The sequence below is a fragment of the Metallibacterium sp. genome (genome assembly GCF_054637675.1).
Window position 1 is genome coordinate 1 of the sequence record NZ_JBTSRB010000025.1, and the last position, 11,798, is coordinate 11,798.

Annotated in this window: 11 protein-coding genes and 1 riboswitch; of the genes, 3 read left to right on the forward strand and 8 right to left on the reverse strand. The window is 68.4% G+C overall.

What is annotated here, in order from left to right:
* The first annotated feature begins 338 nt into the window (after positions 1 to 338).
* A complete protein-coding gene (locus ACYDAT_RS09020) occupies positions 339 to 575 on the forward strand; it encodes a hypothetical protein (RefSeq protein ID WP_461440923.1) in 237 nt (78 codons plus the stop codon).
* Between the two features lie 99 nt (positions 576 to 674).
* Here the strand turns inward: ACYDAT_RS09020 and pepQ are convergent, their stop codons facing one another.
* From pepQ to rph, 8 genes are all read right to left on the reverse strand, one after another.
* Positions 675 to 2,003, reverse strand: a complete 1,329-nt coding sequence (gene pepQ / locus ACYDAT_RS09025; protein ID WP_461449702.1) for a Xaa-Pro dipeptidase — start codon at positions 2,001 to 2,003, stop codon at positions 675 to 677.
* Positions 2,004 to 2,112: 109 nt separating this feature from the next.
* A complete protein-coding gene (locus tag ACYDAT_RS09030) occupies positions 2,113 to 2,460 on the reverse strand; it encodes a PilZ domain-containing protein (protein WP_461440922.1) in 348 nt (115 codons plus the stop codon).
* On the reverse strand, positions 2,457 to 4,859 hold the full coding sequence (locus tag ACYDAT_RS09035) for a DUF1631 family protein (RefSeq protein ID WP_461449704.1): 2,403 nt from the start codon (positions 4,857 to 4,859) through the stop codon (positions 2,457 to 2,459). The genes ACYDAT_RS09030 and ACYDAT_RS09035 overlap by 4 nt, the downstream gene beginning before the upstream one ends.
* A gap of 265 nt (positions 4,860 to 5,124) precedes the next feature.
* A complete protein-coding gene (locus ACYDAT_RS09040) occupies positions 5,125 to 6,945 on the reverse strand; it encodes a TonB-dependent receptor domain-containing protein (protein WP_461449706.1) in 1,821 nt (606 codons plus the stop codon).
* 123 nt (positions 6,946 to 7,068) lie between these two features.
* Positions 7,069 to 7,279, reverse strand: a riboswitch (cobalamin riboswitch).
* A gap of 31 nt (positions 7,280 to 7,310) precedes the next feature.
* Entirely contained in the window at positions 7,311 to 7,484 is a 174-nt protein-coding gene (locus tag ACYDAT_RS09045) for a CPXCG motif-containing cysteine-rich protein (RefSeq protein ID WP_461439410.1), read from the reverse strand.
* Positions 7,481 to 8,659, reverse strand: a complete 1,179-nt coding sequence (gene hemW / locus ACYDAT_RS09050; RefSeq protein WP_461449708.1) for a radical SAM family heme chaperone HemW — start codon at positions 8,657 to 8,659, stop codon at positions 7,481 to 7,483. Before hemW ends, ACYDAT_RS09045 begins: the two co-directional genes overlap by 4 nt.
* Positions 8,635 to 9,234 (reverse strand): RdgB/HAM1 family non-canonical purine NTP pyrophosphatase, encoded by a 600-nt coding sequence (gene rdgB / locus ACYDAT_RS09055; protein ID WP_461439412.1) that lies wholly within the window; start codon positions 9,232 to 9,234, stop codon positions 8,635 to 8,637. The genes hemW and rdgB overlap by 25 nt, the downstream gene beginning before the upstream one ends.
* A 209-nt stretch (positions 9,235 to 9,443) precedes the next feature.
* Entirely contained in the window at positions 9,444 to 10,172 is a 729-nt protein-coding gene (gene rph / locus ACYDAT_RS09060) for a ribonuclease PH (protein ID WP_461449734.1), read from the reverse strand.
* Positions 10,173 to 10,240: 68 nt separating this feature from the next.
* On the opposite strand from rph, the gene ACYDAT_RS09065 reads away from it, so the two are divergent.
* A complete protein-coding gene (locus ACYDAT_RS09065) occupies positions 10,241 to 11,104 on the forward strand; it encodes a YicC/YloC family endoribonuclease (protein WP_461449710.1) in 864 nt (287 codons plus the stop codon).
* 54 nt (positions 11,105 to 11,158) lie between these two features.
* Positions 11,159 to 11,776: a guanylate kinase gene (gene gmk, locus ACYDAT_RS09070; RefSeq protein ID WP_461438814.1), complete on the forward strand. Its 618-nt coding sequence runs from the start codon at positions 11,159 to 11,161 to the stop codon at positions 11,774 to 11,776.
* The last annotated feature ends 22 nt before the right edge of the window (positions 11,777 to 11,798 follow it).

Genomic DNA, 11,798 nt, shown 5'->3' on the forward strand with positions numbered 1-11,798 from the left:
GGCGGAGTCGCGTGCGCTTGCCGATCGCCGACTATCTCGACACGATCGAGCCGTGAGCCGCATGGCTTATTGACCCTTTTTTTGAGCGCCGCATGAGTGTGACGACCCGCGCGTACGGGTCGCCGAAGACACCGCGGATCCCTTCCAGCGGGCGAAAACCGGTAAACCGGTACGCGTCGATGAGACGCTTCTTCTTCGTCAAGGTAGCCATTCGCGCATGATCGCAAAACGCGCGATACGCCGGATGCCAGGAAACCTCGCTGTCATGCGGGTTCCGGGCTGTTCAGACCCCGAGATCTACCCACACGACTTTCGGAAGAGCCTATTTCATCTGGGCCGTGTTCTTCGCCTACGTCTGGGTGGGCGCGTTCAAGGCTGGCATCGTGCGCATGCTGTTCCTGCTCGGCCTGTGGCTGACCTTGCTGGCCTTGGCGATTGCGATGTGGTTTGGTCTGACGGGGTTCGCGATGCTGGGCGGTTACCTGGGCTTGATCACCGCCATTCTCGCCGCGATTGTCTCGGCGATGACCGTCATCAGCCATGGTTTCGCGGGCGACCCGAACATCGCCGGCTGAGAATACCGGCGCACTCAAAAGCAGCACGAACGAGCGCAGGTCATGCCAAGCGCGTGGCCTGCGCGGTTTCATGCGCATGCGTTCAAACCGCGGTATGCGTTACGCCAACGCCGCGAACGCCTCGCGGGTGAGATTGTGCGGATCGTCCGTGGTGCACAGCACGTCGTCCTCGATGCGGATGCCGCCGCAGGGCAGCAGCGCCTCGACGCGCGTCCAGTCCACATCGCTGCCGGCGGGCGTGGCGCGCAGCGCATCCAGCAGCATCGGGATGAAATACAGCCCTGGCTCGATGGTCACCACCATGCCCGGCTCCAGCGTGCGCGTCAGGCGCAGATACGGATGCTCGGGCGGCGGCGGCGTGCGCCCGCCATCGGGTGTGCTCTGGTGGCCGCCGATATCGTGCACCTGCAGGCCCAGCAAATGGCCCAACCCGTGCGGCAGAAAGGCGCGTGTGATGCCCTGCGCGAACGCGGCCTCGGCCGAGCAGCGCACGAGGCCGTGCGCGGCCAGCACGCCGCCGAGCAGGCGATGCGCCTCGATGTGCAACTCGGGGTAGGACTGCCCGGCGCGCACATCCAGGCACAAAATCTGCTGCATCTCCTCCATCGTGGCGACCAGCGCGGCGAAGTCGGTATGCGTGTCGGCCGCATAGGTGCGCGTGATGTCGCTGGCGTAGCCGGCGTACTGGCCGCCGGCATCGATCAGCAGGCTGCGGCGCGATTCCGGCCGCGCGCGTTCCAGGCGCGTGTAGTGCAGCACCGAGCCGTGCGTGTCCAGACCGATGATGTTGGGATAGGGCAGCGCGCTTTCCGCCTGGCCGCTGGCAGCAAGGTAGGCGATATGGATCTCGAACTCGCTGGCGCCGGCGTGGAACGCGCGCGCGGCGGCGCGATGGCCACGTGCGCCGATGCGGCTGGCGGCGCGCATCAGGGTGATCTCGTAGGGTGTCTTGCAGGCGCGCGTCCAGTGCAGCCGCGCCAGCAGCGCCGGCGGATTGTTGGGTGCGAGATCGGCGCCAGCCGCACCTTCCTCGCCGAGGATCGCGCTGTGCTCGCCGAGCACGCGCTCCAGTTGCAGACGCGCGGCATTTTCGTCGGCCACGGTGACGATATCGAAGTGCTCGACCCAGTAATCCTGCGGTGTTTCCGGCACCACGTGCCAGTAGTCGCGCGGCTGCAGGAAAATCAGGCGCGGTTTGCTGCCGGGCACGTGCACGATCCACGAGCCGGGCGCGTCGGTCAGCGGCAGCCAGCGCAGGAAATGCGGGCTGGCCACGAACGGCGGCGCCTGATCGTCGAGAAAGCGCAGACGCGGCGTGCCGGCGGCGATCAGCAGGCTGTCGTGGCCGCTGGCAGTCAGCGCGGCATCACTGTCGTGGACCACCTGGGCCAGATGTTGTGCGTAGAGCGAGGCGAGGGCGGCACTCATGGCGAGACTCGTTGGCGACGGAATCCGCGCAGTGTTGCCGCTCGCCGCACAGGGGGCAAGCGGCGCGGCATCATGGTGCGTGCGCCACGCTACTGCCGATGGCAGGGGCTCAGCGCAGCGCGTACTCAGGCTGCTTGAGCCAGTTGTCCAGCACGCTCTGGTCGGCGTCACTGATGTCGATGATGCGCAGGCCGATCCAGAATTGCCCCGGCGTCACCGCCGTGGACGTCCATTGTTCATGCACGCCGATCTCCAGCGCATGCGCGCGACCGTCGCCGCCGGGCAGGGTGAAGCCGATCTGGAACAGCGCGTTCTCGCGCAGCCGCCGCGGCGCGATCAGCATCAGTCCAGTGTTGGACAGGTTGCCGACGCGCCCCAGCGAGGCGCCGTTGAGGCTGTTCTCGACCAGCACCACGCCGCTGATCGGCTTGCGCTGCGCGCGCCGGTGCTCGTTCATGCCGCGGCTCCGGCGGGGGTTGGTTCGGGGCCGCGTCCGGTGAATTTTTTCAACGTGTCGACGATGGTGTTCCAGGCGCGATCGACCAGGCTGGTCTGGGTTTCCGTGACCAGACGGATCTGCCCGCGCACCATGTCGCGCGCCAGCCGCGCCAGCGTGCGCTCTTCGGCGCGCTGGCCGCGCTGATTGACGAACAGGCAGCGCCCGGTGACGGGCGAGAACCAGGCCAGCTTGCGGCGCACGGTGTCGCCCTGCTGGTTGCGCTGGAATTCGAACCAACTGCCGAATGGAATGCTTTTGAGGCGCTCCAGCATGCGCTGCTCCTCGGCGTTCAGCGGCGCGTCGATCGGCTTGCTGGCGGCCTCGCCACCGTCCTCGCCGAGGCGCTGACGCTGTTTGAGTTTGAGCGCCAGCTCGGTTTGCGACACCGGCTCGCCGCTGAAATCGATCACCGGCTGGTCCAACACCTTGCGCGCGATCGCCTCGGCATCGGGTGTGTGCAGGCCAACCTGCTGCAGCCCATGCTGGACCTCGGTTTGCAACTTGCCGGTGTCGTCGCCGGGGTTGCGCTGCAGCAGTGCCTCCACCGTGGCGATGCGCTCGCGGAATACGTCGCTGTCCTCGCCATGACGCAGGATCGCCAGTGCCAGCGCGTCGGTCCAGGCTTGCTCGAGCAGAGTGCGCACTAGGCTGGACGGGCGCGTGCCGACCAGACGCTGGGCGATGATTTCCTCGGCGCGCGCGCGCGCCGCATCCAGGCGATCGCGGCCCTGCGCGGCCTCGACATGGCGGCGCTCGCTCATCTCGGCGCGACGCGCCAGGGTTTGCATGTGGCGTTCGAGATCCGCGAGCAGATGCACGTACAGGCCCGAGTCGCCGTCGTAGTCGTGCAGCAGGCGCTCGGTCACCGTTTGCATCTTTTGCACCAGCGAGGGATCGGCCTCGCCATCGGCGCTGTCCACCCAGTAGGCGGCGGTCTCGGTGACCGTGTTCAGCAGCTTGCGCGCCGGATGGTTGCGTTGCGAGAAGAATGCGGGATCGTCCAGCGCAGTGCGCAGCAGCGGCACCTGCAGCTTGCCGAGGAAACGCTGCGCGGCGCCGCCCATGCGCACTTCGCGCTGCAGGTTGTCGAACAGCATCGACACCAGATCGACGGTATCGCGCTGCACCGGTGCCAGTTGCGGGGTCTTGCCGTCCTTGCTGTAGCGGCGCAACTGGCCCTGCAAATCCTGTCGCAAACGCTGTGTGCTGGCGCCGGGCTTGCCGCCGGCAGGCATGGACCGCGCCTGCAGCGCTTGCAGCGCCGCCTGCACCTGTTCGCGGCTGGCGTCAGGGCCATCACCGCTTTCGTCGACCTGGCCGGTCATGCGTCGACGCTGCGCCAAGAGCTCGCGCAAGGTATCGAACAAGGGCATCTCATCGCTGCCCGCCGCCTCGGCGGGCAGGCCGTGCTGGCCAACGGCGCCACCCAGCCCGCCATGGCCGGCGAGGCCGCCGTGATTCGGTGTGGAGCCGGGGTCGGCGTAAGCGTAGCCGCCGCCCAGCATCGGTGTGCCCTGCACCGTCGCGCCGCTCGCGCGTGGCGCGTGACCCACGGCATCACCTGCGGCGCCCGCACGTGCTGACGGCAGTGGTGTTGGCGTCGCGGGTTCGGCCGGGACACTCGCGCTGGTTTCACTGGCGCCGCGGCTGTGGCGATACACGATCAAGTTGGGCAGGATGCGGCGTGCGATCAGCAGTTGATTGATTTCGGCATAGAATTGCGCGGCCTCGCCCAGTACGCGCTTCTCGAACAGGCGCCAGCCCAGTATGCGGTGCGCAGTGGGCAGGTCCAGATCGGCCACCGCGCCGCGCAGCGCCAACAGCACGCGCTGCGGGCCGCAGGGTACGCGTTCGGACTCGAATACGGGCAGTGCGGCCAGCACCGCGAAACGGTGGCCGAGTTCATACAGTTGCTCGCTGGCGCGCACCTCGGCGCGACTGGCGACCTCGCGCAGCGCGAGGTCTTCCTCGAACACGTGTTCCTGCATCAGCTCAAGCTTGGGGCCGACGCTGCTGGCGGGGGTGGGCTCTGGCTCGCGGTCGAAGCTGGCGAGGTCGGATTCGATTGCCGCGGCAAAGCGCGGGCCGATGTCGGCGCGGCCGCGCTTGACCTCGCGCAGGCTGGCGTATGCCAGCTCCTGCTCGGCGTTGTTGCGCGCCTGCTCGGCCAGCTTGAACAACTGCTGCTCCAGATCATTCAAGGTGCCACGCAGAGCCGACTCGAAACGCGCATTGAGCGTATTACTGAGCTCTTCGAGCACACCGCGCACGCGCACGGAGATGTCCGTACGCTCGGCAATGCGCGCCACTCCCGCACGCTTGCGCGTCTGCCGGCGCCTGTCTACGGGCAACGCCATCGAGTACCCCTCGTGATCCGTCGCGCCTTTATAGCGCGAGCCGGGGCGCGCAGCCAGCCAAAAGCGGCTGCATGCGGCAGGGCCACGCATGCTGACACCCCGAACCCGCCGTAACGGGAAGCCCGGTTGTGCGCGGCGATCTGGCGATGGCGGATTGCGGTACAAAAGGGGGTGCCGACAGGGCCTTGCCGTGTCCCAGCCCCGCGGCTTGGCCGCAGGACCGGGCGCGCACCCTGCGGCAGGATGCCCGGTGGTGCGCATCAAACTAGCCATTCCAGCTCAGCGTCAGCCAGCCCGAGCGTCCCGGGGTGGTGTAGCCGTAGGCGAGGCTGTACGGATGATCGGCCAAGTTCTCCAGAAATACGTGTACGGCGAGGCCGTGATCCAGCTTCCAGTCGAAGTGCGCGTTGATCAGGCTGTAGCCGCCCAAGGTGACACCGCCGTAATCAGCGCTGTTGCTCGCGGCATACAGCTCCAGCCCGGCGCTGATGCGCGTGCCGAAGCTGCGATCGAGCTGCACATCGGCCTTGCGCAGCGGACGCCGCAGCAGACGCGCTCCGGTCACGGCATTGCGCGCGTCGTCGAGGCTGCCGGAAAAGCGCGTGGTCCAAGGCCCGGTCGTCCAGGTGCTGGTCAACTCCAGCCCTTCCATCTTGGCGCGGCCGATGTTGATGGCCTGATAGTTCACCCCGGCGAAGGTGATCAGGTCGCTGACACGCGTGCGATAGGCGGCGAGTTTCAGGTGCAGGTTGTCCAGCGGATGCAGCAGCAGGTCCACCTCGCTGCTGTGCGAGCGCTCCGGACGCAGCGCCGGATTGCCGGCGTAGTAGCCGAAATAACCCGGCGAGAACTGCTCGCTGAGGCTGGGGCTGCGGAAGCCCTGGCCGAAGCTGGCCTCGACGCGCGCCCAGTCGTTGAGGGTATAGCCGGCCGCGGCCGAACCCGTGGTGGCGCCGCCGAACACGCTGTTGTAGTCGTGGCGTGCGGCCAGTTGCCAGTTCCAGCGTTGCGCCTGACCGTACCAGCCGGCATAGGCGCCGAGGTTGTCGCGGCTTTGCGCGTAGGTGTCGGTGTTGTTGCCGGTGTCGCGACTGATGCCGCGCTCGTGCATCCAGTCGACGCCACCGAGCAGTCGCTGGCCGGGCAGGAAAGTCCATGCCAATTGGTATCCGGCCTGCTGGCGGCGGCTCAGCATCAGGCTTTGGTACGCGGGGGTGTTCAGATCCTCGCGGTCGTAGCCGAGGCTGACGTGCTGGCTCAGGCTGGGCGTCAGCGCGCCGTCCAGATTCACCCCGGCGGCTTGCTCGATCACATGCGACGTGCCTTGATTGAAATCGACGTTGGCATCCGAGCGCAGCAGGCTGCCGGACAGCGTTTGCGTGCCGAAGCGCCAGGCGCCCTGCGCGGCGAGGTTCTGGTTGCTGTAGCCGTCCGGCTGCGGGTTGTAGGCATAGTTCTGCGGGTTGGTGGCGGGAAAACCGGCGACGTGGCGCGCACCGACGATGACGCTGGCGCCACCCTTCTCGCCCCACTGACCGTAGCCGGCACTGCCGGAGTAGTCGCCGTAACTGCCGCCGCGCAGCGCGGCATGCGGGCCATCGAGCTTGCGCGTGAAGATCTGGATCACGCCGCCGATGGCGTCCGCGCCCCACTGCGCGGCGCGCGGGCCGCGCACGATCTCGATGCGCTGCACCGCATCCAGCGGCAGTTGTTCCCAGGCGAAGGCACCGGTATTGGCCGAGGCCACACGCACGCCATCGACCAGCACCAGCACCTGGTTGGAGTTGGTGCCGCGCAGGAATACCGAGGTCTGCTCGCCCGGTCCGCCGGTGCGTGCGATGTCGATACCGGCCTCGCGGCGCAGCAGGTCGATCAGATCGGGCGCGCCGCTGGCGCTGATCTCGGCGCGCGTGATCACGCTGACATCGGCGAGGCTGGCGTCCACCGTTTGCGCGATGCGCGCGGCGGTGACGACGATTTCGGGCAGATGGCCGACGCTGCTGGCATCGGCCGGCGCGGCGGCACGTGCCACCGCGGGGGACAGCGCCAGCGCGAGGCAGGCGACGAGCAGGAACTTGCAGGACATGAGGAGGCTCCGGACGCTCACCCGCGAGCCAGGCAGGGGAGGGTCGGAGGCACGCGGCCGGGGCACGGCGCGCGGGCCGTCGCCCGCCGCGACGCCTGGAAGCGCGCACCGCGTGGATGATGTCCACGGTGCGCGCCCGAGGCCGGTCTCCGGGCTTGCAGGGGCGGATCGCTCCGCGTGCCGATCGCCTTCCCACGCTCGCGCGCAGTGGCTGTGTGATCGGTGTTGACCTGCTTACCGTTGCGGGGGCAGCGCCGGAATTGCACCGGCTTCCCGTTTCACCCCGCGCGCAAGTGCTGCACTCGCGCGGGACACCTCGAGGACGCGCAGTGTACGCGGCGCGGGGGTCGCTGTCACAGCGCGGATCAGTCGTCCTCGCGTTGTGGCTGGTGATCGTCATGGCCGCGCGCGTGCAGGTGGATCGGCCGGCAGCAGACGGCGCAGTCGATGACCTGCGACTCGTCGGCCTCGGCCTCGATCGGCGCCTCGAAGGTCTCGCCGCAATACGGGCAATGCAGGCTGATCCAGGATGCATTCACGGCAGAAACCGCTGCAGCAGATCGTTGAGATAGCGCAGGCCCAGCGGCGTGGCGCGCAGGATGTCGGCGTCATCCACCAGCAGGCCATCGCGGCGCGCGCGCGCCAGCGGCGCGGCGATGTCGGCCAGCGCCAGACTGGTGCGCGCGGCGAAACTGGCGGCGGCCACGCCCTCGTTCAGGCGCAGCGCGTTGAGCATGAACTCGAACGGCAGCTCGTCGCGCGTGATCGCGGCGCTGGATTCGAGGCGCTCGACGTTGGCGGCATGCGCCATGTACAGCGCGGGGTTCTTGCGCTTGGCGCGGCGCAGGATGCGGCCGTCATCGAAGCTCAGTTTGGCGTGTGCGCCGGCGCCAAGGCCAAGATAATCGCCGAAGGTCCAGTAGATGCGATTGTGTTGCGCCTGCCGGTTGGGCAGGGCATAGGCCGAGATCTCGTATTGCGCATAGCCGGCCGCGGCCAGGCGCGCTTGACAGGCCTCCTGCATGCGCCACGCGGCATCGCTGTCGGGCAGTGGCGGTGGCGTGCGCGCGAACGGCGTGCCCGGCTCCAGGGTGAGCTGGTAGTGCGAGATGTGTGTCGGCTGCAGCGCCAGCGCGCGCTCGATGTCGTCCAGCGCGGCGTCCTGCGTTTGTCCTGGCAGCGCGTACATCAGATCGAGGTTGATGTTGGCGAAGCCGGCGCCGCGCGCTTCGTCCATGGCGACGAGGATTTCGCCGTGACGATGGATGCGGCCCAGCGCTTCGAGCTGCGTGTCGGCGAACGATTGCACGCCCAGCGATAGGCGGTTGACGCCGGCGGCGCGATAGGCGGCGAAGCGCCCATGCTCGACCGTGCCGGGGTTGGCTTCGAGCGTGATTTCGGCATCCACGGCGATATCCAGGCGCGCAGCGAGGCCCTCCAACAAGCGCGCGATGGCGGAATCCGGGAACAGGCTGGGCGTGCCGCCGCCGAAGAAGATCGTCGCGATGCGGCGCCCGTCCAGCGCCGCGCCGCAGTCGCGCCGATCGGTGTCGAGATCGGCCAGCAGCGCATCGACGTAGGCCTCGAATGGCGGCGTGCCGCGTGGCGCGTGGCTGTTGAAATCGCAGTACGGGCACTTGCGCACGCACCATGGCAGGTGCACGTAAAGTCCCAGCGGAATGGCGCGGTTCACGGCGCGCAGCGCGGAGGCCATTGCGCGCGCAGCGCGGCGCAGGCGCGTGCGCGATGGCTGATGTGGTTCTTCAGCGCAGCGTCAAGTTCTGCGGCCGCAACGCCGCGCGCGGCATCCAGAAACACCGGGTCGTAGCCGAAGCCGCCGCTGCCGCGCGGCGCATGCAGAATGCTGCCACTCCAGCGGCCCTCGCCGAGCAGCGGCAACGGGTCGTCGGCATGGCGCACCAGCGCCAGCACGCACACGAACTGCGCGCCGCGCCCACCGTGCGGCACATCGCGCAGCGCGTCGAGCAGGCGCGCGATGTTGGCCGCGCTGTCGCTGTGGCGGCCGGCGTAACGCGCCGAGTAGATGCCGGGCGCGCCGCCCAGCGCGTCCACGCACAGACCGGAATCGTCGGCCAGCGCCGGCAGCCCGCTGCGGCGTGCGGCATGGCGCGCCTTGAGCAGCGCATTCTCGACGAAGCTCAATCCGGTTTCCTCGACATCATCGATGTCCAGCGTCGATTGCGCCACCAGCTCGATGCCGCTGCCTTGCAGCAGCGCGTCGAATTCCGCCAGTTTGCCGGGATTACTGCTGGCCAGGACGATTTTCATGGTGGTGGCGGGTTGGGGCAAGGCGTGAGACGAAAGTGGGGAGTGGGGAGTGGGGAGTGGGGAGTGGGGAGTGGGGAGTGGGGAGTGGGGAGGCGGCGCGTGCTTGCGTTGTCATCCTGAAGCCGAAGGCTGAAGGATCTCGGCACTTCATGCGTACACGGCACCTGCGTCGCCTTCCAACTTTCTACTCCCCACTCCCTACTTCCAGCTCACCCGGTCAGCGCCGCACGCTGCGCGGTAATGATCTCGCTGATGCCCTTGCCGGCGAGATCAAGCAGCACGTCGAGCTCCGCGCGTCGGAAGGCGTGACCCTCAGCGGTGCCCTGGATCTCAATGATGCCGCCAGCGTCGTTCATCACCACGTTCATGTCGGTATCACAGGTGCTGTCTTCGGCGTAGTCCAGATCCAGCACCGGCACACCGCGCCACAAGCCCACCGATACCGCCGCGACCGCGCCGTGCAGCGGATCGCGTTTGAGCGCGCCGCGCTTGAGCAGCCCGGCCACGGCGTCAGCCAGCGCCACGTAGGCGCCGCTGATCGCGGCGCAGCGCGTGCCGCCGTCGGCCTGCAGCACATCGCAATCGAGCGTGATCACGCGCTCGCCCAATGCCTGGCGATCGACGCAGGCGCGCAGGCTGCGCCCGATCAGGCGCTGGATCTCCTGCGTGCGCCCGCCCTGTTGACCGCGCGCGGCCTCGCGCTGGCTGCGCTCGTGCGTGGCGCGCGGCAGCATGCCGTATTCGGCCGTCACCCAGCCCTCGCCTTTGCCGCGCAGCCACGCCGGGATGCGCTCCTCGACGCTGGCGGTGCACAACACGCGCGTGTCGCCCATGCTCACCAGCACCGAACCCTCGGCGTGGCGCGTGTAGCCGCGCTCGAAGCGCAGCGCGCGCAGGGCGTTGGCATCGCGACCGCTGGGACGTGGCACTGGGCTCATGGGCTGCATTTGGGAATCCGGGGCCGGCGAGCTTACCATTGGCCTCTTTCGCCGCCGCCGGAATGCGCATGATCCGCAGCATGACCGCTTACGCCCAGGTCGAAGGCGACACCCCGCTGGGGCGCGTTGCCGTGGAGCTGCGCGGCGTCAACCACCGCTATCTCGAACTCGGCCTGCGCCTGCCCGATGAGTTGCGCGCGCAGGAAGGCGCGCTGCGCGAGCGCGCCACGCAGCGCATCGCGCGCGGCAAGCTGGACTTGACCTTGCGTCTGCGCGGCGCGGCGCACGGTGCGCCCGAGCTGCGCCTCAACGAGCCCTATCTCAAGCAGCTCTCCGATTTGTCGATGCACATGTCCGCGCGCTTCCCTGATTTGCTGGTTGATTTCAGCGAGCTGTTGCGCATGCCGGGCGTGATCGATTCCAGCGAGCCGGATCAGGTGGCGCTGACGCAGGCCGTGTTGGCGCTGCTCGATAAGGCGCTGGATGCCTTGCTCGATGCGCGGCAACGCGAGGGCGCGCGCCTCGCGCAAGCCATGTTCGAGCGGCTCGATGCGATCGCGGCGCAAGTGGCCGCGGTGCGCTCCGTCATGCCCGAGATCCGCACCCGGCAGCGCGCGCGTATCGACACCTTGCTGGCCGAGCTGCGCGACGCCAGCGAGCCGCAGCGCATCGAGAAGGAACTGGTCGCGCAACTGCTGCGCATGGATGTGGATGAGGAACTCGATCGCCTCGATGTGCATCTCGCCGAAGCGCGCCGCGTGCTGGCACTGGATGAGCCGGTCGGGCGGCGCCTGGATTTCCTGCTGCAGGAGTTCAACCGCGAGGCCAATACGCTGGGTTCCAAGTCGGTCGATGTGCGCACCAGCAACGCCAGCATCGAGCTGAAGGTGCTGATCGAGCAGGTGCGCGAGCAGGTGCAGAACATTGAATAAGCGTGCGCGACCCTTGTCGCCGTGGCGCGCATCGCGCCAGCGCCGGGCGCGGGCATGAGCGGCGTGCTGCTGATCGTCGCGGCACCGTCGGGCGCGGGCAAATCCACGCTGGTCAACGCGCTGCTCGCGCGCGAGCCGGACATGCAATTGTCGATCTCGCACACCACGCGCGCGCCGCGACCCGGCGAGAGCGAAGGGTGCCACTATCATTTCGTCGCGCGCGCCGAATTCGATGCGCGCGTCGCGGCTGGTGATTTCCTGGAGCACGCCGAGGTGCACGGCAACGGCTACGGCACTGCGCGCGCGCCCATCATGCAAGCGCTGGCGGCTGGCCGCGACGTGATTCTGGAGATCGACTGGCAGGGTGCGCGCCAGGTGCGCGCCAGCATGCCGGAGGTGGTCAGCGTGTTCATTCTGCCGCCCTCGCGCGTCGAGCTGGAGCATCGCTTGCGCGCGCGCGCCACCGACAGCGCGGCGACCATCGCGCGGCGTCTGGCCGGTTCGCGCGAGGAAATGCTGCACGCGCTGGAGTTCGATTATCTGCTGGTCAACGATCGCTTCGAGCAGGCTCTGGATGACTTGCGTGCCATCGTGCGCGCCGAACGCCTGCGCGTGGCGCGCGCGCGCCGGCTTCACGCCGCGCTGCTGCAGGATCTGCTGAAATCCCCATGACTCGCCACGACGCCGCGCTTGG